The sequence below is a fragment of the Chryseobacterium endalhagicum genome, from assembly GCF_016745235.1.
Taxonomy (GTDB): domain Bacteria; phylum Bacteroidota; class Bacteroidia; order Flavobacteriales; family Weeksellaceae; genus Chryseobacterium; species Chryseobacterium endalhagicum.
The window spans coordinates 275,750-299,635 of the sequence record NZ_JAELVM010000002.1; the positions used below are offsets into that span (position 1 = coordinate 275,750).

The following is a 23,886-nucleotide window of genomic DNA, read 5'->3' on the forward strand; positions in this document are numbered from 1 at the left end:
ACTTTTATTTTCTTATTAAACCTGTTTATCCTGTAATACAGTAAAATTCAGGACAAGGGGTCGTTTGTGTAAAAGTTCCCCATGGGCAGATACAGGTATAAGTGTCTCCACCACCCGTTCCACCACCTCCGCCGGTTCCCGGATCTATATACGGTACACATCTTCCTCCTGAACAGATATGCCCGGCTGAACAGCCTCCTGTTCCCGGTCCTTCACCTTCAAAACAGAAAGCAGGAAGGTCTCCTGCAGCAATTCTTTTTTTGTCTTCTCTGGAAAGTCTTTTTAAATTTTTCATGGTTTTTTGTTTTTGGTCATTTCCTACTCTGTAAGCTTTTCGGATCCCGCTTGTTTGATCTAAAATTAATTATTTTTCGTTAATAACCAAACACTTACCTTATTTTATTCACTACTGAATGAAATTTAAAGACAGTGATTCAGAATTAATTGCAAAACCTACCACATTTTATTTAAGTTAATAATATTTTAATTATATTTGATTTACTATCAAATTTTTAATTAAAACAATATGAAAAATTTAAAAAAACTAAACAAAGGCCAGTTAAAGAACATTTCCGGAGGAGGAGCCATTAAACTTCCAGAACCAGATTTCTGCATGTATTACTGCGATGGGCTTGTGGTTTGCGCAGCCTGCAGCGATGATTTCAAATGTCCGGACAATACCATGTAAGATTGAATCCGAACTTATAAGAAAAAACCGTTCCTTGTGGAGCGGTTTTTTGTTTTTCAGTATTTAAAATAAAACACTCATAAACACATACTTAAGTATTTTTCCATATCTTTATTTAAATCCAAAATCAACGATATGAAAAATTTACAAAAATTAAGTAAAGACAAACTGAAAACAATTTCCGGAGGCATTAGTTATCCATTCCCTGGAGATTGCTTTTATGTATGCAGTGACGGAATTCAGTATAAAGCACTATGCAGACAAGAATTCATTTGTCCGGATGGTGAGCAGCCTATTATTTACTAGAACAAAAACCGCTTCTTTGGAGCGGCTTTTTTCTTTTATCAAGGTTTGGCTAAAGCCGTTGGAATTTTGTTTTTTATAGAATGGGCTAAAGCCCATCCCTATTGAATTTCAGGAAGATCAATCAAACAGTCTCAGCTGCTGATCTTTAGTTCCTGTAAAATTAGCCGTGGAAAGTTTGGGAAATTCTCTTCCGTCAAAAAACTTCTTTCTGCCGATCTTAAATGTATTATGGATCATTTCGGCAATATTCCCTTCTCCCCTCTGTCTTTCAAAATATCTTTTATCACCCAGTTTTCCTCCGCGCATGGAGCGGATCAGATTCAGAACCTTCTGGGCTCTGTCAGGAAAATGAGCCTCGATCCAATTGACAAAGACAGGTTCTACCGTATCATTCAGTCTGACCAAAGTATACCCAAAGCTCAGTGCTCCGGCATCTGAAATAGCTTTTAAAATCGTCAGCGGTTCATCACTGTTCAGTCCCGGAATTATTGGTGCCACCATAACATGGACAGGGATTTTGTTTTCTGTGAGAACTTCTATGGCCTTTAGCTTATTGGGTGCTGAACTGGTCCGCGGCTCCATTTTTCTTCTCAGTTCCTCATTGATGGTAGGAATACTTAAAGATACCGAAACAAGATTCTGCTCTGCCATCGGTTTCAGAAGATCAAGATCTCTGAGAACCAGTGCATTTTTTGTCAGAATATTGACAGGATGTCTGTAGTCCAGGCATACCTGAAGAAGTTTTCTGGTTATCTCAAACTGTCTTTCCGCAGGCTGGTAGCAGTCTGTGTTCCCGGACAGCAGAATCGGAGCGGGACGGTAGCCTCTTTTCTGAAAAAATTTCTCCAACAGTTCAGGGGCATTTTTTTTGACCATGATCTTTCTTTCAAAATCAATTCCGGCACTGTAGCCCCAATATTCATGGGTAGGTCTTGCAAAGCAGTAGGAACATCCGTGTTCACAACCCTGGTACGGATTCATGGAATATTCCATCGGGAGATCTTCGCTTTTCACCTGATTCACAATGGTTTTCGGAAAAACTTCTGTGAAAGATGTTTTTACTGTTTCGAAATCTTCATCATCAGGCTCATAGGTATACCTGTCGAAACGGTTGATCACGTTCCGCTGCGCTCCCTGTCCTTTTATGAAATTTTCGTTCTGCATTGTGATGTAAAATTAGACTGGATTTTCTATAAAATAATGCGTTTTAACACTAAGTTATCCACAAAAAAATCCGGCCCTGTAACAGAGCCGGATTTCAACATAATTAAATATATCTTTTTACTACTTCAGCGCATAAAATTCCACTCCGTGATACTCATCGTCATGATTTTTCTCATCGAAGTGTCTGTGATAATCCGAATAGGTATCACTATATTTTTTATCTTTTTTAGTCAATATTTTTTTAATTCCAATAAAACCTAATACTGCCAAAAGACCAACACCTCCTGCCAGTAAAACGCCAACTTCTTTTTTCATATTTTTTCCGATTTATACGGTAGCTATTGCAAAAAGTATACCTATTTAAAGATTCCGAATTATAATTTTTGTTAACATTCAACTTTATTTCCATGAATAATACAATGCCATTTTTTATTATATTTAAAAGACCAATGGTTTAATTATTGTACTTAACTTAAAAAATAATATTATGGATAATTCAGATTATACAGACAGAATGACCACCCTGAGCCAGGTTATGAAAACCTTATCAGAAAGAGGAATACATAGGGAATTCAGAATGAATGAAGCCTGCGAGATGAAGTTTGAAAATTCCGAAAAAGTATATCAGCCTTCCGAGCTTACTATTTTGAAGACCTATCGTTTTGAGGGCGACAGCAACCCGGATGACAATGCCGTCTTGTATGTGGTAAAAGATAATGCCGGAAACCGCGGAATGATCATTGATTCCTATGGGGCAGACAGTAATTATCCCGGTGAAAAATTTGATGAATTTTTAAGAGATATCCCTGTACAGGAAAGCGAAGAATTCAATTTCTAGCCTTCCCCTCATTCAGGAACTTTATATAGATCCCGGAGCTATTCTGTTCCGGGATTTTCTTTTTTATTAAAGATTTTTTTCAAAAAGCCTTTCTTTTCTTTCTTCTCTTCTTTAGGAGCAGCAAGTTCTTCTTTTTTTGTTTTTATGTCTTTTTTCAGTTCTTTTACCGTCTTTTTCACCTCTTTTACAGAAGAAACGGCATCTTTTACGGTATTTTCTGTCTTTTCTACATTCTTGCCAATCAGGGTTTTCTTCAACCCTTGTTCAATTCCTCTCCAGAAAAGGTTGAAGAATGATTTGGTAGGATCACGTTCTACATTTTCCACAGCTACAGATTCAGGAAACCTTCCTGAGTCTGATCTGATAAAGATATTGGCCACAGCCGTCAGCACGCCTTTTTTCTCCTGATTGTTTTTATTTAAAATCGCAATTTTAAGTTCCTTATGCTTCAGGTTGAATGTTCCATGGATTCCTGCAGGATTTCCTTTAAAATTAAATAACATCTCCTGAATGGTTCCGGCAGTAGCCGTCACATGAAGATAAGGCCTGATAAACGGGTTGATCCCGCTGGCAGGAAGGTTGGACGTTTTTCCTGAGATTGAAAATGCATCGTTATGATCCGCCACATCAAAGTTCCAGTTCACTGAAAGCGGCGCCAGATTCATGAATGAGCAGTCGATTTTGATATCCACTTTTGTAGGCTTTCCTTTTACTTTGGCAGAATTCAGGTTTTTAACGTTCATATTAAAGTTAGCAAAGGTCAGCTTTCCCGGTCCTGCACTTTCCGGAGTATCTTCTTCATAAACAAGGACAGAGTTCTTCAGATCAAGATTTTTTACCGTCACCGGAATTTTTATAGAACGGAGCAGTCTAGAATACAGCGGTTTCACTTTCGGGTCATCATCAGGGATCTTACTTCTGAAAATATTGGCATCTGCACCGAGAACTGTCACATTGGATGCATTGATTGATCGATTATCTGAAAACAGGTCCCAGCTCCCGTCTGCCGCAATCTGCGAGACTTTGAGGTCGTATAAATCCCTTTCAACAGGGATCATTTTGATAAACTGCGCTCTGGAAACGAGGGGTTTCATCGCAAAATTATTAACCTGGATTTTATTCTTATTTAATTTTAAAAGTCCGGCACTTAAATTATAAAACCGGGTTTTATATGCAAAATTTCTTGTGGTCAGAAAGTAATCCTTCACCTTAAAAGAAAGTCCCTGATGATTTGGCTTGGGAGCAATTTCAATGGCATTCACCGTTGCATTAAGGTCATGAAAAGCCAGTGGCTGCATTCCTTTATCATACACAATATCTGAATTTTTTACAGACATTTTCCTGACGATTACGGATTGAATGATTCCCGGACCGGGTTTCACTTTGGGTTTATTCGTGGCGGCTTTAATGGTTCCGCTTACATTTTCAACAAGAACATCTTTGAGATCGAGATTAAGCTTTCTTTTAACGAATTCAAACTTATTGATGTTAAAGGCAATATGTCCGGTTTTCAGATCCATCGATCCTTTTCCTGGCTCATGAGTTCCGGGTGACAGCACCAGATTTCTGATTTCGCCGCTTTTAGGATTCAATGCAAAATTTTCTAGGCTAAAATTCTGATGATTGGAGTACTGAATATCTTTTCCTGAGAAATGAAAATCCTTGTATCCTATGGGAATTATTTCTTCCGCCGTTACTTTGTCAAACTTCAGCTGGTTGACTTTTACATTCAAGGTTTTGGCGAAAAGCAGCTTGCTGCCATCAGGTTTATTGATCAGAACGGAAAGGTTGTTAAGCTTTACATCTTCCAGATTAACCTCGAAATTCAATTTTTTTTCCGCTTTTTTAGGCTTTATTCCGGTATTATGTACGGTAAGAACCGGATTTTGAAAGTCTGCATTAGCCAGTGAAATTTTATTCTTCTTTACAACCACATCTTTAAAATCCATCTTTGGAATGGAGAATTCAAAAAGTTTGGGTTTCTTTGGATAAAACCGTTTAAACTGAGCAAAAGAGAGCAAAGGAATCAGGCGGAAATTCCTGATTGACATCTGACCGTTTGATGTAGTGATATTGCTGATTGTAATGGCATAAACATTATCCGGACGAAAGAAAAAATTCTTCCCTTTGATATCATAGCGGTCAAAAACCACCGGAAGCTTATCTTCTACTGATTCTTCCGTCATCTGAAGATTTTCCACAAACAGATCAAGTTCTTTAACTGATAAAAACTTTTGTCTGGTATGCTTGAAAATATTGATGCTTCCTTTATTGATCCTGATATTTTCAAACAGAACGGGATTTCTTTTTTTTCCTGTTTTCCGGTCTGCAGGTTGGGCAAGGCTGATGTTTAAATTCGGTTTGGCCAGCAGAAGATCCGTAGAACTGATTCTTTTATTGAAAACCGCATCGTAGATTCCGAAACGGCTGATCTTTAGGGTATCAATGGTTCCCTGAAGCCCTATAACATTGGTATTTGCAGGATCTTTGCTGTTGATGGTAATTCCTGCAGCAAAAATATTTCCCGAACCCAGATCTACATCCAGTGTTTTGTAGGAAACTTTATAGTCCGTATTCTTTTTAATATAATCGGGAAGCTGGGTTTTAAGCCATATATTGAGTCCGAAATTCGCTGCAAGAAGTAAGAGCAGCAGAATTCCCAGACCGGTTAACAGCTTTTTGACCCATTTTTTCATACTTGCGATTTGATGTTTGGTATCTTAAATAAAAGATTAGTTTTTAATCTCCAGTTCGATTACATAGCCTTCGTGCCCTCTGACATTCATAAAATCGCCCCCGTCAAAACTAAGATACTGTCCTTTGATTCCTCTCAGCTTTCCTGCAAATTCAGGTTTTTTATCTAAGGTAAAAGAGCTTACTTTTTCCGGCTTCTCAAACGGGTAATCGAATTTCCATAAATCTTCTCCTTCACTGTAGAACTTCTGGAAATCCTCCGGAAAATACTGTCTGATCTTCTGCTGGAAATCGGCAAGATCCATTTCGCCTTCAAAATCATCCTGAAGCATTTTCTTCCAGTTGGTTTTATCCGGCAGGTGTTCTTTTAACGCGACTTCAATCATTCCGGCTTCATAACGGTTCTCCGTTCTGGCAATCGGAAGGGCAAAAGTAGCGCCCTGATCGATCCATCTGGTTGGGATCTGGGTATTTCTCGTTACCCCTACTTTCACATCACCGGTGTAGGCAAGATATACGGTATGAGGCTGCAGCTGGATTTGCTTTTCCACTTCAAGATCACGTTCACCAACGCCTAAATGAGCCGTGGAAAGCTCGGGACGGATGATGGTATCGCTCGCATACGGACTTTCGAAGAAGCAGTTTTTGCAGAATCCCATTCTGTAAATTGGTTTATTTTCTCCGCAGCTGACACATTGAAACCCGGTGTGTTTTATCCTCAGTTCTTTTCCGAAAAGCTCATTCATATGGATAAGATCTCCTGAAAGATTCAGATAATATTGGATCGGCTGTGCATCGAAGCTCGTCATTTTTAAAATTTGCCCTTGAAACTGCATACTGTTTATATTACTTTTTTAAGTAAATTTAATGATTATATTTTCAAAAAGTAAATTTATATTTTTGCGTCACTAAAAAATCACAAATGACTTATCTTGTAACTGGAGGCAGCGGATTCATCGGTTCTCATTTAGTAGAACGATTATTAAGAAATGGACATTCTGTCATAAACGTTGACAATTTTGATGATTTCTATCAATATCAGATAAAAATTAAAAATACTTTAGAGTCTATCGGCAATTTTTCGGATTTTGAGTTTTCGGACAAAGAGGCTGATATCAGACATTTAACAGAAATTTCCCGATCTGCCAGCTATCAACTGTATTATCAGGATATCCGTGATAAACAGGGACTTGAAAATATTTTCAAAAATCACCAAATCGATCTTGTTATTCATCTTGCGGCACTTGCAGGGGTACGTCCTTCCATTGAAAGACCGCTGGAATATGAGGAAGTCAATGTCCGCGGCACCATGAATCTCTGGGAACTGTGCAGGGAATTCAACATTAAAAAATTCATATGCGCATCTTCTTCAAGCGTTTACGGAAACAATGAAAAGGTTCCTTTTTCGGAAACAGACAATGTAGACCATCCGATCTCACCTTATGCGGCCACAAAAAAAAGCGGCGAAGTTTTAGGACATGTTTACCATAATCTATACGGTATAGATATGATCCAGCTAAGATTTTTTACCGTTTACGGGCCAAGGCAAAGGCCGGATCTTGCGATTCATAAATTTACAAAACTGATTTCCGAAGGCCGGGAAATACCGTTCTATGGTGATGGGAATACGGCCAGAGATTATACTTATATTGATGATATTGTAGACGGAATCACGAAATCCATCCTTTATCTGGAAGCCAATTCCGGAGTGTATGAAATTATCAACCTTGGGGAAAGTGAAGTGATCACTTTAACGGAAATGCTGAGCACTATAGAAAAAGCGCTTGGAATTTCTGCCACGAAGAAAAATCTGCCAATGCAGCCGGGTGATGTCCAGAAAACCAATGCGGATATCACAAAAGCCCGGACATTAATTGGCTACAAACCAGACACAGACTTCCAAAATGGCACAAAAAAATTTGTGGAATGGTTTTTGAGAAAATGACATCATGCCATTGATCAACGCAGCTGTAATGCAGTCTGTGGCGGACAATGAACAAAAATTAATCAAAAAGAATTGAAAATCAAGTATAAAAAAGCATATAATATAAGCTAATTTTATACTTTTGCAAAAAAATTAGAAAATTATGTACTGGACATTAGAATTAGCCTCCTATTTAAGTGACGCACCTTGGCCAATGACAAAAGCAGAACTTATCGACTATGCAATCAGAACTGGTGCACCCATGGAAGTAGTTGAAAACCTTCAGGCTATTGAAGACGAAGGAGAAATCTATGAATCTATCGAAGAGGTATGGAGTGATTATCCTACCGACGAGGATTTCCTTTGGAACGAAGACGAATATTAATTAAAGCAATAAGCTTTAAGCAGCCTGCTTAGAGCTTTTTTGCCCTTTTTTATATATAAAATTCACACGATAAGCGTGTCAGTAAAACGCTTAAAGCATATTGCTTTAAGCATAAAGCAGAAAATTTATGAGTTTTTTAAACAAAGTTCTTAAAGGGTTTTTGGGAGACAAAAAAGCGCAGGACCTAAAAGAAGTAAAAAAAGTTGTAACAAAAATCAAAGCTGTAGAACCAGCCATCCAACAGTTATCTGATGATGGACTGAGAGAAAAAACTGCTGAGTTTAAAGAGAGCATAAAATCTTCAACCAGCAAAATAACAGCGCAGATAGAACAGATAAAAGAGCAGATAAAAAATTCAGCTAACGTAGATGAAAAAGAAGCTCTTTTCTCAAAGATTGAATCTCTGAAGAAAGAATCTTACGATATTGAAGAGAAAGTTCTGGCACAAATCCTTCCTGAAGCTTTTGCATTGGTAAAAGAAACAGCAAGAAGATGGGCTCAGAACGGAGAAATCCGCATCAAAGCAAGCGACTGGGACAGACAGCTGGCTGCTGCGGGTAAAGATTTCGTAGAGATTCAGGGAGATACAGCAGTCTGGAAAAGCTCATGGGATGCAGCCGGAACTCCAGTAGTTTGGGATATGGTCCACTATGATGTTCAGTTTATCGGAGGGGTTATTCTTCACAGCGGTAAAATTGCCGAAATGGCAACCGGTGAAGGTAAAACTTTGGTAGGAACACTGCCTATTTACTTAAATTCACTTCCTGAAAGAGGGGTTCACGTAGTAACGGTGAATGACTATCTTGCGAAAAGAGACTCCGCATGGATGGGTCCTCTTTATCAGTTCCACGGAATGTCTATCGACTGTATCGATAACCACCAGCCGAACTCAGACGGAAGAAGAAAAGCATACAATTCAGATATTACCTACGGAACGAACAACGAATTCGGTTTCGATTATCTGAGAGACAACATGGTAACTTCACCTTCAGAACTGGTACAGAGAGAATTGAACTTTGCGATCGTGGATGAAGTTGACTCCGTATTGGTAGATGATGCAAGAACACCATTGATTATTTCTGGTCCGGTTCCTCAGGGAGACAGACAGGAATTTGATGTTCTTAAACCTTCTATCGACAGAATCGTGGAAGTTCAGAAAAAAACAGTTTCTGTGCTTTTTAATGAAGCTAAAAAATTAATCGGGGCAGGAAACACTAAAGAAGGAGGATTCAAATTGCTTCAGGCTTACAGAGGTCTTCCGAAAAACAGACAGTTAATCAAATTCTTATCGGAAAGCGGAAACAGAGCATTGCTTCAGAAAGTTGAGGCGCAGTATATGCAGGACAACAACCGTGACATGCCGATTGTAGATAAAGACCTTTACTTCGTTATCGAAGAGAAAAACAATCAGGTGGATCTTACGGATAAAGGAGTAGAATATATGTCTCAGGGGAATTCTGATGCCAACTTCTTTGTTCTTCCGGATATCGGAACAGAAATCGCTGAAGTGGAGGCAAGAAACCTGACTAAAGAAGAGGAATTCGAAGCTAAAGAAAAACTTTTCTCTGACTTTGCTGAAAAATCTGAGCGTGTACACACGATGAGCCAGCTGTTAAAAGCTTACACATTATTTGAAAAAGATGATGAATATGTAGTAATTGACGGGGAAGTAAAAATCGTAGACGAGCAGACCGGCCGTATCATGGAAGGAAGACGTTATTCAGACGGTCTTCACCAGGCGATCGAAGCTAAAGAAAACGTAAAAATTGAAGCTGCTACGCAAACCTTTGCTACGGTAACGCTTCAGAACTATTTCCGTATGTACAACAAGCTTGCGGGGATGACGGGTACTGCTGAAACAGAAGCAGGGGAACTTTGGCAGATCTACAAATTAGATGTTGTGGTGATTCCTACCAACCGTACTATTTTAAGACATGACAGACAGGATCTGGTTTTCAAAACCAACCGTGAAAAATACAATGCCGTTATAGAGGAAATTGAAAAATTAACAGCCGCAAAAAGACCTGTGCTTGTAGGTACTACTTCTGTTGAAATCTCTCAGTTACTATCTAAGGCACTTCAGTTAAGAAAAATTCCACACCAGGTATTGAACGCGAAGCTTCACAAAAAAGAAGCAGAGATCGTTGCCGGAGCAGGACAGCCGGGCGTTGTAACGATTGCAACGAACATGGCAGGTCGTGGTACGGATATCAAGCTTTCCAAAGAAGTAAAAGAAGCCGGAGGTTTAGCGATCATCGGTACGGAAAGACACGATTCAAGACGTGTAGACAGACAGCTTAGAGGTAGAGCAGGACGTCAGGGAGATCCTGGAAGCTCTCAGTTCTATGTATCTCTTGAAGATAACCTAATGCGTCTTTTCGGTTCTGAAAGAATTGCAAAAATGATGGACAGAATGGGCCATAAGGAAGGGGAAGTAATTCAGCATTCCATGATCAGCAAGTCTATTGAAAGAGCGCAGAAAAAAGTAGAAGAAAACAACTTCGGAATCAGAAAAAGACTTCTTGAATATGATGACGTTATGAACAAACAGCGTGACGTAATTTACAAGAGAAGAAAGAATGCTCTGTTCGGTGATCACCTGAAGTATGATATTACCAATATGATCTTCGATGTGGCCAATTCTATTGTGACCAAAGGAAAAGCTACAGGAAACTATAAAGATTTCGAATTTGATATTATTAAATTCTTCACAATGGAATCTCCGGTTTCTGAAAATGATTTCAAAGGCAAGCAGATTCCGGAACTGACAGATCTTCTATTCAAGGCGGCTCAGGAAGATTATAAAATGAAACTGAACTTACTGAAAGAGAAATCATTCCCTATCATTGAGAATGTGTATCAGAATCAGGGTTCTATGTTCAAAATGATCCAGGTTCCTTTCTCAGACGGACACAAAACAATGACCATTGTAGCTGATCTGAAAGAAGCTTATGACACTCAGTGTGAAAGTTTAATCAATGATTTTGAAAAGAACATCACGTTATCCATCATCGATGAAAACTGGAAACTTCACCTTCGTGAAATGGATGACCTGAGAAGATCTTCGCAAGGTGCCGTTTATGAGCAGAAAGATCCATTGGTGATCTACAAACAGGAATCATTCCACTTATTCAGTGAAATGGTTGACAAAATGAACAAAGAAATTATTTCTTTCTTATACAAAGGAGAAATCCCCGCTTAAGGAATTAATATTAAAATCTCATAAAAACCCCGCTTCAGCACTTGCTGAAGCGGGGTTTTGCTATTCAGTACTTAATAAATTCATGATAAATATCAATTCTGTTATTTATTTAGAACAATTAAAAACAATATATTTGCAAAAAATTTGACTTCATGAAAAATGTACTGATCTGTGCCTCATTGTTGGGTTCTGTACTGGTTTTCGCCCAGGAAAAGGATTCTACTGCCTTAAAAATTGATGAAGTAATCATCAATACCTATATCAAAAAGGACAGTGAATACTCCAACAAAATGCCTTTAAAAGCGATAGAAAACCCTCAGGTTTATTCAAGCATAGACAAAACAATTTTAGAGAATCAAGGAATTTTTACGGTAGATGATGCCTTCAAAAATATCACAGGTCTGCAAACGATGTGGACGGCAAACGGAAGAGCTGGTGATGGTGGTGCTTATGTAAACCTTAGAGGTTTCGTTGCTGCCAATTCTTTAAGAAATGGTGTTCTGGGTGCAGTTACGGGTACAATAGATGCTGTCAACCTGGAAAAGCTGGAAGTCTTAAAAGGTCCGTCCGGAACATTATTCGGAAGTTTATTATCAAGTTATGGAGGTGTAATTAATCGTGTAACTAAAAAACCTTTTGAAACTTTCGGTGGAAATGTAAGCCTTGCAGGTGGAAGTTATGACACCTACAGAGCTGCCGTCGATGTTAATACTCCACTTACCAATGACAAAAAACTTTTATTCCGTTTAAACTCTGCCTATACGAATGAAGGAACATTTCAGACAGAGGGTTTCAGAAGAAATCTAGCTATTGCTCCGAGCTTAAGCTACAAACCTACAGATAGGTTAAGCATTAACCTGGATATGGAATTATTCCAGATGAAAAGTATGAGTGATCAAACCTTTTTCTTTTATTCAGGGGATTATCTCAAGAAGGTTAACAATATCAGGGATCTTAATCTCGACTACAAAAATTCATATTTAGGAAAAGATCTTACCAATACAGGAAGAAGTATCAATTTCTTTGGGCAGGTTCAATATAAAGTTTCAAATTCTATTACTTCTTCTACTAATTTCAGTTCAGCTTCCAGTTATTCTGACGGATTTATGCCTTATCTGTATTTTATGGGTGATGATGCAACAAGTATGTACAGAAGTGATCAGTCAACCAGAGACAGCAGAAAAAAATCCATCAATTTCCAGCAGAATTTTAACGGGGATTTTAAAATCGGAAACTTAAGAAACCGTGTTGTCTTAGGTTTCGATTATTTAAGGGTAAATAACAATCAAAACTTCTATGATGTGAATGGTTTTGATAAAGATGCAGGTGGCAATTCTATTCCGGTCCCATTGCATCAGCAAGGTTTTGATTATACCAATTTCAATGGAACAGCCCTTCAATCCATGTACAACAGCATGGCAGGAAATGAAAAACCGTACTTAATTACAGGAAAACAGGAGAACTATGCCGTATATGTTTCCAATGTACTTAATATCACCAATAACCTGAATGTGTTGATGGCTTTACGTGTTGATAATTTCGTCAATAAGCCTGACACTGCCGCAGGTGCAGATGAACGTAAAAAATTAAATCAAACCTTCTTCTCTCCTAAATTTGGGGTAGTATATGAAGTGATTAAAGATAAGATTTCCATTTTCGGAAACTATCAGAACAGCTTCAAAAATCTTGATTATTATACCGATGCTTCAGATGTTACAAGGACTCCTGTACCGGAACAGGCCAATCAGATGGAAGGAGGGATTAAAACCAGCCTTTTTAACGGAAAAGTATCTTCTACATTCAGTTATTATAACATCAAGGTAAAAGATGTTTTAAGAAGTGCTCAGATTGCAGCAAATCCGCGTGCACAAATACAGGACGGAACCATCGTAAGCAGAGGAGTAGATCTTGAAATCAATGCTTATCTGGTAAAAGGATTTACAGCAATTGCAGGATTCAGCTACAATGATTCAAAATATACAAAAGCTGACCAGAATGTTCTGGATAGAAGACCGAGTACATCCGGATCTCCATATCTGGCGAATTTATATGCAAGCTATCAGTTTTTAGATGGAAATCTGAAAGGATTAGGATTTGGAGTGGGCGGAAACTACGCCAGCGAAAATAAGATCTACAATTCTTCAGATGGTGTATTCTCTTTACCATCATACATCGTACTGAATGCCAGTGCTTATTATGATGCCAAAAAATTCAGAATAGGCGTAAAAGTAGACAACTTCACTAACGAGCGTTACTGGGTGGGCTACACTACAGCAAATCCTCAGAAGCTTATTAACGCAGTGGGAACTGTTACTTACAAATTTTAACATTTAGACACTACTTATTTACAATGAAAAAAATAACTATAGGAGCCGCATTATTAACATCTCTGTTAACTTTTGCCCAGGAAAAAGATACAATTAAGTCTAATGACATCGAGGAAGTGGTTGTCAATGGAAGATATTATCAGAAATATAAACTTAACGAAGTTTCAGGGTCTCTGAGGCTGCAGACTCCGCTTATTGAGCTTCCACAGAACGTACAGTCTATCAGTGGTCAGGTCTTAGCGGATCAGATCACCTTAAATATGTCCGAAGGAATTGTCCGTAACGTAAGTGGCGCCAGAAAAGTAGAACACTGGGACAACGTTTATTCCAATGTCTTTATGAGAGGAGCAAGTATCGCTACCTATATGAATGGAATGAATGTTTCTTCAACCTGGGGACCAATCAACCCTGATGCAGCGATTATCGACAGAATAGAGTTTGTAAAAGGGCCTGCTGGTTTCATGGGTTCTATGGGAGATCCGGCCGGATTCTATAATGTAGTAACAAAGAAACCTACCGGAAAATTTGCCAACAGCGTAAGATTCACAACAGGAAGCTATAACCTTTTCAGGGGAGAAGCGGATCTTGACGGCGTTATCGTGAAGGATGGTGTTTTGGATTACCGTTTAAATTTAATGGGAAGTTCCAACAAATCATGGTCAGAAAATGACAAAACAAGCAAAATTATCATTGCTCCGTCTATCACATTCAGACCTACAAAAACAACGACATTTACAGCACAGTATAACTATCAGTATTTAAAATTCAACCAGCCGGGAGCGTATCTGATGTCTAAGGACGGCTATGCTTCATTAAATGTTCATACCAACTTCAATGATCCTAATTTCAAAAAGACAGAAGTAAAAGATCAGAGTTTATTCTTAACCCTGGATCAGAAACTGTTCAAGGACTGGGTTTGGAGTACACAGTATGCCTATATGGATATGAACTATGACGGCGGTTCATGGTGGGGCGGTTTCTATGGTTCAGATCCAAATATCCTCAGCAGATCTTTAAGCAACTGGCAGGCTCTGGGAAAAAACAATATATTCCAGACCTATGTGAGAGGAAGTTTACAAACAGGGAATATTACGCATAAAATCATTGCCGGATTCGATTACGGGAATAGAAAATACCAGGCCGATTTCTCTTATTTAGGAGATGGAGGATCTATTGATGTTCATAACATTGTTTACGGTGTAAATCCAAGTACACTGCCTTCTGAAAGTGCTTATTATCTGAACAGAAATGCCGACTATTATAATGATCAGGGAGTGAAATATACTTCTTATTATGCTCAGGATCAAATAGAAATGCTTAATAAAAAATTACGCATCACACTTGCAGGAAGATATACCAGCGGAACAACATTCTCAGGATATCCTAATTTAGATCCTATAAAAGCTGATCAGGCTGGAGAGTTCACTCCAAGAGTGGGTGCCAGCTACTCTATTAAAGATGATTTTTCAGTGTATGGAGTTTTTGATAAAACGTTTGCACCTCAATCTGCAATGGGGATTCACGGCACTTCAATTACAGATCCTTTAAAAGGACAGAATATTGAATTTGGACTAAAAAAAGACTGGATGGGAGGAAAATGGAATTCTACCTTTGCAGTATATGAAATCCGAAGAAAAAACATTTTGGTTGCAGGAAATTCAAATGATAACAACGGAAATGCTTTTATGATTCCAACCGGGGAACAAAGATCCCGTGGTTTTGAAGCCGATATTAAAGGGGAAATTGTAAAAGGGTTGAATATTGTGGTAAACTATGCTTATACGGACGCCAAAACAATCAAAGATTCCGATGCAAGCAGAATAGGAGTACAGTCTCCCGGAAATGCCAAAAATGTTCAGAATACATGGTTAAGCTACAGATTTGAACATGGTAATTTAAAAGGATTCGGTATTTCTGCAGGCTATCAGTACCAGGGAGGAAGACAGTCATGGTTCGGAACAACGGCAAAATATGATCAGAGCCTTGAAGATTATTTTGACACCAACTTCGGGATTTCTTATGTGGCTAAAAAATTCGATGTCAATCTATTGCTGAATAACGTCCTGAACAGAAAGCTTTACAGCGGTTACAGATCAGATGACGGTTCTTATGCATGGATCTACAATGCTCCACGCAACTGGAGACTATCAATAGGATATAAATTTTAAATAATTAAAAGTTAGCCTCTTCGGAGGTTAACTTTTTGCTATGAAGAAAAAGCACGTTCATAAAAAGAAAATTTCCGGTACAAAGAAATGGTCTGCCAAACTGCATTTGTGGTTTGGTTTATCCGTTGGTATCATTGTTTTCATTGTAGCGCTTACCGGAACCATGTATGTATTCAAAGATGAGATACAAGGCGTTCTCCGGAAAGAAGCGATCTATGTAAAAGAAACGAAAGCATCAGCTATTCCGCTTACTGTTCTGAAGGAAAAAATCAGCCTGGAACTCAATGAGAAATTCCCGATCAATGCGGTGGAAATTCCTTTGGATAAAAATAAATCCTACCGCTTTTCTTATTATGAAAAGAACAAAAAAGGCTGGAATTATTTTCAAGAGGTTAAAATCAATAAACTGGTCTATGTAGATCAGTACAGCGGGAAAATTTTAGCCGTTTACAATGAAAAATATGATCTTTTTCCTATTTTAAAATCCATTCACTGGAGTTTACTCTTAAAGGCAGATTGGGGAAAATATGTCATCGGAATTCCCACCGTCCTGTTTATCATCATGCTGATCACCGGAATTATTCTGTGGTGGCCGAAGAATAAGAAAGCCAGAAAAGGACGCTTCTGGTTCAGCTGGGAAAATGTGAAGACCTGGAAACGCAAAAACTATGACCTTCATAATGTATTAGGGTTTTATGCTTCATTTTTAGCATTGCTGATGAGCATTACAGGGATTTATTTTGCCTATCCTTACGTGAAAAACACCTTCAATCTTGCATTATCCGGCACTCTGGAACTGCCGAAAGAAAAAGAAATCAAGTCTCCGGATTCCCTGATGGTTAAAAATGCCTCTGTTTTTGACATCACGGCTCAGGAAACCAGAAAACTATACCCCAACTCTTCCAGCTTCAGAATTCCTTTAAACGGAAAAAATAAGAAAGGGAAAGAATTAAAAAATATCCCGGTCACTATCTATGGCCAGGAAGGTCGTTACAGTGAGAGAAATACACTGGTCTTCGACAAATACTCAGGAAAATTACTGGCAGAAAAACCTCATCAGAAACTGGCCAATGCCGAAAAATATGCCAATGCCAATTATGATATCCATACAGGCTCCTATTTCGGGCTGTTTGGAAAGATTTTATGGTTCATCACCGGGCTCATCTGCACTTCACTTCCTGTAACAGGATTTTTGGTATGGTGGGGAAAACAAAAGAAACAAGGAAAGAAAATATAATGAAAAAAGCGCTATTATCAGTCGCATGCTTAGGATCAGCAACTATTTTTGCACAGGTTAAAGACAGCCTGCAGACCAATAATGTAGATGAAGTTGTAATGACGGCTTCCAGAAAAAAAGAAAGCATCAAAGAAATACCAAGCTCAGTAACGATTGTTGCAGAAAAGCAGATCCAGTCTCAGCTGACCGTTAATTCCGATATTACCAGCATTCTTCAATATACCGTCCCCAGTTTGGGAACCAATACGGGACAGACTTCCAACTCAGGACAAACTTTGAGAGGAAGACAGGTTCTTGTCCTTATTGACGGAATTCCACAATCTACTCCGCTGAGAAACGGAGCAAGAGACATCAGAAGTATTGACCCTTCCGTGATCGAAAGAATTGAAGTGATCAAAGGAGCATCATCCATCTACGGTAACGGTGCAGATGGTGGAATCATCAATTACATCACCAGAAGAAGCCAGTCCGACAAGAAAATTTCCGGCCTTACCCAGCTTGGTTTCACTGGCCAGACATATGGCGGAACTCTGGGAGTAAGAGCCAGCCAGCTTTTATCCGGAAAGGTGAATAAATTTGATTATGTTTTCTCCCTTGCCTATGAAAGAACCGGCTATATGAAAGATGCCGATGGCGTAAACCTTACCCCAACCTACAGCACTGCCAAAATGGACAACTACAACGGAATGCTGAAAGTAGGTTATAATATCAATAATGACCAGAGAATCGAGGCCTCTTACATCGGGTATTCTTCCAGATCTGATCTTAATTTAGGGTTGGTAACCGGAAAATACGGTATTAAGCCAACGATTGGTGAAGGTGTGGGAAAAAACCTTGAAACCACCCCTCAGGGAACGCCAAGAAACCATAATTTAAGAATCAACTACGACAACCAGAACCTTTTCTGGGGGACTACATCTTTGAATTTCAATGCTTATATGCAGGATTTCAGAACGGTGTACGGATACAGTGACACCTTTTTCGGAGGAGGACAGTCCAACGTGATTTCTAAAAAATACGGAGCCCGATTCAACTTCGATACAAAACTTTGGAACGCAGCCAATTCACAGGGTGAAATTATGTACGGAATGGATATTCTTAATGACCAGACCGTTCAGAAGCTGGAAGACGGACGTTACTGGACTCCAGATATGAATATGACGAACCTTGCCCCTTTTGTTTTGGTTAAAATTGATTTACTGAAAAAATTAACCATCAAAGGAGGTCTCCGCTACGAAAATATGAACGTTAAAGTAGGAGATTTCAATACGCTTTCTTCTATTAAAAGTGACGGAACCTTCACCACAAGTATTTTCGTGACAGGTGGTGAGTTAAAATACAATGCTTTGGTTGCTAATCTAGGCGTACGTTATAATATTGAACCTTTTGTTAATTTATTCGGAAGCTTCTCTCAGTCCTACTCTATCAATGAATTAGGAAGAATTCTGAGAACATCCACTCAGGGAACCATTCAGAATCTTGAAACCAAGCCCATTATTGTGAACAACTATGAGTTTGGTGCAACGGGACAGATTGCAAAGTGGGTTAATTATGAAATTACTTCCTATGTAAGTACCTCAAAACTTGGAGCCTCATTCGTACAGAGTGCAGACAGAGCTTTAACGATACAGAGATCGCCGGAAATTGTGTACGGTGTGGAAGGATTCCTGCATTTTACCCCTGCCAAATGGATCAATTTCGGAGGAAGCTACAGCTGGATGGAAGGAATTACATCCATAAAAGACGACGGAGATTATTCCGCAAAAATCAATAACAGCAGAATTTCTGCTCCTAAAGTACTTGCTTATATTCAGGCAAGACCCATCAAGACTCTATCTATAGGCGTTGATATGCTGCATGCATTCCAGCAGGACAGATTCCAGCCTAATGCAAAAACAGGAATGTTCGTATATGGAGAAGGTTATGTCCCTGAATACACTGTATTTAACTTCAAATCAAGCTATGAAATCAATAAAAACTGGAAAGTTTCAGTAGGGGTTGAGAATGTATTCAACAAAATGTACCAGCCGGCAATCGCCTGGTGGTCTGCCCGTGACAGCGAATTCGTGAATGCACCGGGAAGAAGAGGGACTGCCATGCTTGAGTACAAATTTTAATTAATCTAAATAAAAAGTTAGACTATCTTTGCAAGACTTTGAACTGCGATATGAAGAAAAAACATCATCATAAAAATAAACCGGGTTTCTTTAAAAAATGGTCTGCCAAACTGCACTTGTGGTTTGGTCTGGGGATAGGATTCCTCATCTTTATCATTTCCATCACAGGAGCGCTTTATGTTTTTAAAGACGAAATAGAAAACATCACCAGAAAAGATGTCATCTATCACAGCGAGCAGAATATAGAGCAGAAACAGGTTCTTCCGATCCGGATGCTGGAGAAATCCGTTGCCGCACAGGTAAAGGAAAAGTATCCTATACACTGGGTAAATGTTCCCATCGACAAGAAGATGTCCTATGTATTTTACTGGTATGAACACAACACCAAGGCCTGGAATTATTTTGATGAACTGCCGATTTATAAAGCAGCCTATGTAAATCCATACACAGGAAAAGTCCTAAGAACCTATGATGAAAGACTGGGCTTCTTCAATATTGTAAAAATGATTCACTGGAGTTTTCTGCTCAAGCAGGACTGGGGGCCGTATGTCGTGGGAATTCCTGTGATTATCTTCGTAATCATGCTGATTACCGGAATTGTACTCTGGTGGCCTAAAAACAAGGCTGCAAGAAAGCAGCGTTTTTCATTCAAATGGAAAAATATCAAAAGCTGGAAGAGAAAGAATTATGACCTTCACAATGTGCTTGGTTTCTACGCTTCCATCTTTGCTTTAATATTTTCAATTACCGGATTGTTCTATGCATATTTCGTGGTACAGGCCATTATTTACGTCATCTTCTCTGGTGGAGAAACAAAATATCCGGATTTCTCCCACATTAAAACAAAGGCTCCTATAGAATTACGAACTGAAGGAACGCTAGATAAAGTCATTCATACCGTGCAGGAAAAATATCCGGATGCTTTCGGATTTTCCATAGATTTGGGACATGAGCATATGGATGATCACGAGCACCCGAATTTCGAGGTTTATGTAAAGCATCTTTCCTATTCTTACCACAAGAGCAGCAGCCTGATCTTTGACGAAAACTCCGGAGAGCTTCTTCATACCCATGATCCGAAGGATAAAAATTTCGGGGAGAAAACAGTAAATGCCAACTATGACATTCATGTTGGAGCCATCCTGGGACTGCCTACAAAGATCATTGCATTCATTGTCAGCCTGATCTGTGCATCACTGCCGGTAACAGGATTTTTGGTATGGTGGGGAAGAAGAAAAAAGAAACCGGCCAGAACCGCTTAAAAGTTTTTTAAATAAAATTTTTGTTAATAATCCATTAATACAATCTTTTTTATAATTTTAACCCCCTAGAATGTATCAAAGAAATGTCATTAATAGATTTATCAAAACAGGTTGCCCTCGGAATTGATATCGGTGGAACCAATACCAAATTCGGAGTAGTAAACCACCGCGGTGAAGTTCTTGAAAAAGGAAGTCTGAGAACCGATGAATATGAGAAAGTGGAAGACTTTATCGATGCTTTATATGAGCATGTAAGTCCCCTGATCGAAAAACATGGTACAGAGAAAAACTTTGACGGAATCGGAGTAGGTGCTCCTAATGCCAACTATTATAAAGGCACCATAGAACAGGCACCCAATTTACCCTGGAAAGGCTTAGTTCCTTTCACGGACCTGATGAAGGCGAAATTCAACCTGCCATGCACCATCACCAATGATGCCAATGCAGCAGCTCTTGGAGAAATGCTTTTCGGAGCCGCAAGAGGAATGAAGGATTTCATTATGATCACACTGGGAACCGGCGTAGGAAGCGGAATTATTTCAAACGGAAGCCTGATCTACGGACATGACGGTTTCGCCGGAGAATTGGGACATACGATCGTAAAACCGGGTGGAAGAAAACACTGGAGCACAGGATCTGAAGGGAGCCTGGAAGCCTATGCCTCAGCAACAGGAATTGCCATCACCGCTAAAAAGATGAGAGCAGAATTCCCTGAATCCATGCTGAACCAGTATCCTGAAGAAGCGATCAATTCTAAAACAGTACATGAATGTGCCCTGACAGGAGATCCTATCGCGCTGGAAGTCTTCAGATATACAGGACAGAAGCTGGGTGAAGCTTTGGCCAATTTCGTGATGTTTTCATCCCCTGAAGCTATCCTTTTATTTGGAGGCGTAATCAAAGCCGGAGATTTTATCCTGAAGCCTGCCAAACTTCATATGGAAAGAAACCTTCTTCCGATCTTTAGAAATAAAGTTAAATTGGTTTTCAGCGAGCTGGATGAAGCTGATGCTGCCATACTTGGAGCTAGTGCCCTGGTTTGGGAAAAGAAATAGAGATAATTATTATACAATATATAGAGCATCCGTTTTTGGGTGCTTTTTTTGTTTGATACAGATTACTTATTTTCTAACCAAGCGCCTAATCCTCTGTTTTTTTTGTTGGTTATCGCAAAGGCGCAAGATTTCTTTCTGATTCAAATGCTTTAAGGCGCAAGGATTTTATCTCTGATAAAATTGTTTACCGCTGTCATTGCGAGGAGCGCAACGACGAAGCAATCTCATCATCATTTTACTGAAAACTTTCGACTTTCCTGCGTCTTAAAAACGTTCTTTAACGTAGAGCCTTGCGTCATTGCGTTTATCCAACTTACCAGGTTTATATTCCTGAACAATTACAAAACAGCGTGTAAATTCTGTTTTAAATCATCGTATTCCTCACCCAAAATGAAAAACTTTTCCTTATTTTTGATTGGTTTTTTACTCATTTAGCCAAAATCTAACGGGTAAAACTGCAAATAAATAATCAACAATAATGGATAATAATAATTTAGAACAGGTTACTTTCGGGGGCGGATGCTTCTGGTGTGTGGAAAGCTGTTTCAATATGCTTAAAGGCGTTCACTCTGCCATCTCCGGCTACTCCGGGGGCCACAAAGACAATCCTACTTATGAAGAAGTGTGTACAGGAGAAACGGGACATGCAGAAGTGGTACAGATCACTTTTGATCCCCAGATCATTTCTTATGCGCAACTGATGGATGTTTTCTTTTTCCTTCATGACCCAACCCAGCTCAACAGACAGGGTAATGACATCGGTACGCAATACCGTTCTGTCATTTATTACAAAGATGAAGCGGAAAAACAAAATGCGGAAGAAGCGCTTAAAAAATCTGAAGCTTCAGGAAAATGGCCCGGAACATATGTAACGGAAGTTACCCAGTTTGAGAAATTCTGGCCTGCAGAACAGTATCATCAAGGTTATTATAATGAAAATCCTACACAGCCTTACTGCAGCGCGGTGGTAGGTCCTAAAATCCAGAAGTTTAAGAAACATTTCGGAGAACTGGGAATGCTGAATGTAGAGTAAATAAAAAGCGAATATCTGGTTGATATTCGCTTTTTTTATGCAAAATTTATTCTTCTATTTCTACCGAATCTTTCTGCTTTCCGGCATATTTGTAAATAATCAGCGAGGTAGATTTCCTCAATTCCCGCCCGTTATCAGGATCTATACCGTCATCGGTAAAGAACTCAACTTCGTTGTTATATTTTGAATACCAGGTTCTTCCCAAGGCATTTACATCTGTCAGGGTATCCTTTCTCATAATCTTCTTAAAATGAAGAAACTGATGCTCATTCATCGCCACCACATCAAGTCCCGGTCTGATATAACTACTATCTGTCGCAATATACTTTTCCCCATTCCAGTACATATATTTTTTCTCAATCCCTGACTGTATACCTGACATAAAGCCTAATGGAAATGACGAAGTATTGGTCATTTTCTTGTTATTAGAAAATACAACATTTCCTGTTACGAGACAGATCAGTAAAGCGATTTCCATAATACCCAAGCCATTCTGCTTTAAAAACTCAGGCATTTTAAAATGCTGCTCATTGGTAATATTAATATTCAGATTCGAGAATTTGTCAGATAATGACTGTTCATCTTCGTCTACTTTAATTTTAACGGTTGTTTTATTAGCCATTTCATCTTTCTTCACGAAAGTTCTGGAAAAGTCACTAAAATCTTCATACCCGATATATTTACTAAATATATCCAATTTGTAGGGCTCAATATTCATTTCCTTTATGGTCTCTGCTATAAATGCATCATAATACCTCACAAGAGTTCTTTCATCAATACTCAATTTCAGAGTTTCCTTTAAATACACACTTAAAAAAACAGCGATCCCATTCTTTTTATTTCTTCGGGAATCAATTTCTCCCTGCTTGAAAACCTCATGGATTAGTAGTTTTATTTTGGACATAATTAGTTTTTAAGAGTAATTACAAAATAGGTGATTTTCTACCATGTCGCATTACGGATTCCCATAATACACTCCCTGTCTATTTCCTGTCTATCGATGTCCATGTTTTGCCTAACACCTGCGTCATCATTTGTCGCAACTTTGCCATAGAAATCAGTGAGAAACAAAACATTACAAAAACAAAAATACGAAACTGATTTCAAAAATCACCAGATAAAACGGAGGAAAACTCCGGGTTGGGAAGCAGATGTTTCTCCTCCGTTTTTGAAGGTTTACTTCCCAAAAATTTAAGAAGCGCTTCAATTTTTTTTAACCGTGTAACACTGTCTGCGATCTGTTTCGCAGGGAAGAACACCAGTGCCAATTTTTTAAATTTTTAAACCAATGTTAGAATTAATATTGATGCTACTGGGATTAGCATTTTCAAATAACAACGCAAACACAACACCAACAGATAACAATCAGACACCACCGGTAACCATAACCGCAGACTCCGGCTCAGGAACAGTACCGACTCCAGACCCAGGAGATACGGGAGGAGAGACAGGAACAACACTACCTCCTAAAAAATAAAATTTTGAC

At 38.9% G+C, this 23,886-nt stretch carries 20 protein-coding genes; 14 read left to right on the forward strand and 6 right to left on the reverse strand.

What is annotated here, in order from left to right:
* Positions 1–25: 25 nt before the first annotated feature.
* Positions 26–295, reverse strand: coding sequence for a hypothetical protein (locus JET18_RS11520; protein ID WP_202091206.1), 270 nt, complete (start codon positions 293–295; stop codon positions 26–28).
* A gap of 231 nt (positions 296–526) precedes the next feature.
* Between JET18_RS11520 and JET18_RS11525 the strand changes: the two genes are divergently transcribed.
* Positions 527–688 (forward strand): bacteriocin-like protein, encoded by a 162-nt coding sequence (locus JET18_RS11525; protein ID WP_202091207.1) that lies wholly within the window; start codon positions 527–529, stop codon positions 686–688.
* Positions 689–823: 135 nt separating this feature from the next.
* Positions 824–994: a bacteriocin-like protein gene (locus tag JET18_RS21995; protein ID WP_449507491.1), complete on the forward strand. Its 171-nt coding sequence runs from the start codon at positions 824–826 to the stop codon at positions 992–994.
* 117 nt (positions 995–1,111) lie between these two features.
* Here JET18_RS21995 and JET18_RS11530 read toward each other — a convergent pair whose 3' ends face one another.
* Together JET18_RS11530 and JET18_RS11535 are read right to left on the reverse strand one after the other, a co-directional pair.
* Complete coding sequence (locus JET18_RS11530) at positions 1,112–2,158, reverse strand: PA0069 family radical SAM protein (RefSeq protein ID WP_202091208.1); 1,047 nt, start codon at positions 2,156–2,158, stop codon at positions 1,112–1,114.
* 120 nt (positions 2,159–2,278) lie between these two features.
* Positions 2,279–2,473 carry a hypothetical protein gene (locus JET18_RS11535; RefSeq protein ID WP_111953749.1) on the reverse strand — a complete coding sequence of 65 codons (195 nt, stop codon included), beginning with the start codon at positions 2,471–2,473 and terminating at the stop codon, positions 2,279–2,281.
* A gap of 172 nt (positions 2,474–2,645) precedes the next feature.
* On the opposite strand from JET18_RS11535, the gene JET18_RS11540 reads away from it, so the two are divergent.
* A complete protein-coding gene (locus tag JET18_RS11540) occupies positions 2,646–2,996 on the forward strand; it encodes a hypothetical protein (RefSeq protein ID WP_202091209.1) in 351 nt (116 codons plus the stop codon).
* A gap of 38 nt (positions 2,997–3,034) precedes the next feature.
* Here the strand turns inward: JET18_RS11540 and JET18_RS11545 are convergent, their stop codons facing one another.
* Positions 3,035–5,692: a hypothetical protein gene (locus JET18_RS11545; RefSeq protein ID WP_202091210.1), complete on the reverse strand. Its 2,658-nt coding sequence runs from the start codon at positions 5,690–5,692 to the stop codon at positions 3,035–3,037.
* 36 nt (positions 5,693–5,728) lie between these two features.
* A complete protein-coding gene (locus JET18_RS11550; RefSeq protein WP_202091211.1) occupies positions 5,729–6,526 on the reverse strand; it encodes a DUF2797 domain-containing protein in 798 nt (265 codons plus the stop codon).
* Between the two features lie 86 nt (positions 6,527–6,612).
* Here JET18_RS11550 and JET18_RS11555 point away from each other — a divergent pair, with 86 nt between their 5' ends.
* The 10 genes from JET18_RS11555 (at position 6,613) to msrA (ending at position 22,400) form a co-directional block, all read left to right on the forward strand.
* The gene (locus JET18_RS11555; protein WP_202091213.1) at positions 6,613–7,635 is read left to right on the forward strand and encodes a GDP-mannose 4,6-dehydratase; all 1,023 of its coding nucleotides are present in this window, start codon (positions 6,613–6,615) and stop codon (positions 7,633–7,635) included.
* Positions 7,636–7,777: 142 nt separating this feature from the next.
* The gene (locus tag JET18_RS11560) at positions 7,778–7,999 is read left to right on the forward strand and encodes a DUF2795 domain-containing protein (protein WP_002662059.1); all 222 of its coding nucleotides are present in this window, start codon (positions 7,778–7,780) and stop codon (positions 7,997–7,999) included.
* Between the two features lie 127 nt (positions 8,000–8,126).
* Positions 8,127–11,201: a preprotein translocase subunit SecA gene (secA, locus tag JET18_RS11565; protein WP_202091215.1), complete on the forward strand. Its 3,075-nt coding sequence runs from the start codon at positions 8,127–8,129 to the stop codon at positions 11,199–11,201.
* Between the two features lie 152 nt (positions 11,202–11,353).
* Positions 11,354–13,528, forward strand: coding sequence for a TonB-dependent siderophore receptor (locus JET18_RS11570; protein WP_202091217.1), 2,175 nt, complete (start codon positions 11,354–11,356; stop codon positions 13,526–13,528).
* Positions 13,529–13,551: 23 nt separating this feature from the next.
* Positions 13,552–15,696, forward strand: coding sequence for a TonB-dependent siderophore receptor (locus tag JET18_RS11575; RefSeq protein ID WP_202091219.1), 2,145 nt, complete (start codon positions 13,552–13,554; stop codon positions 15,694–15,696).
* A 40-nt stretch (positions 15,697–15,736) separates the two neighbouring features.
* On the forward strand, positions 15,737–16,933 hold the full coding sequence (locus JET18_RS11580) for a PepSY-associated TM helix domain-containing protein (RefSeq protein ID WP_202091220.1): 1,197 nt from the start codon (positions 15,737–15,739) through the stop codon (positions 16,931–16,933).
* Complete coding sequence (locus JET18_RS11585; RefSeq protein WP_202091221.1) at positions 16,933–19,050, forward strand: TonB-dependent receptor; 2,118 nt, start codon at positions 16,933–16,935, stop codon at positions 19,048–19,050. Before JET18_RS11580 ends, JET18_RS11585 begins: the two co-directional genes overlap by 1 nt.
* A gap of 50 nt (positions 19,051–19,100) precedes the next feature.
* Entirely contained in the window at positions 19,101–20,312 is a 1,212-nt protein-coding gene (locus JET18_RS11590) for a PepSY-associated TM helix domain-containing protein (RefSeq protein ID WP_202091222.1), read from the forward strand.
* A gap of 83 nt (positions 20,313–20,395) precedes the next feature.
* Entirely contained in the window at positions 20,396–21,367 is a 972-nt protein-coding gene (locus tag JET18_RS11595) for an ROK family protein (RefSeq protein ID WP_202091224.1), read from the forward strand.
* A 478-nt stretch (positions 21,368–21,845) separates the two neighbouring features.
* Positions 21,846–22,400: a peptide-methionine (S)-S-oxide reductase MsrA gene (gene msrA, locus JET18_RS11600; protein WP_202091225.1), complete on the forward strand. Its 555-nt coding sequence runs from the start codon at positions 21,846–21,848 to the stop codon at positions 22,398–22,400.
* Between the two features lie 46 nt (positions 22,401–22,446).
* Here the strand turns inward: msrA and JET18_RS11605 are convergent, their stop codons facing one another.
* Positions 22,447–23,304, reverse strand: a complete 858-nt coding sequence (locus JET18_RS11605; protein WP_202091226.1) for a hypothetical protein — start codon at positions 23,302–23,304, stop codon at positions 22,447–22,449.
* 384 nt (positions 23,305–23,688) lie between these two features.
* On the opposite strand from JET18_RS11605, the gene JET18_RS11610 reads away from it, so the two are divergent.
* Positions 23,689–23,877 carry a hypothetical protein gene (locus JET18_RS11610; RefSeq protein WP_202091227.1) on the forward strand — a complete coding sequence of 63 codons (189 nt, stop codon included), beginning with the start codon at positions 23,689–23,691 and terminating at the stop codon, positions 23,875–23,877.
* The last annotated feature ends 9 nt before the right edge of the window (positions 23,878–23,886 follow it).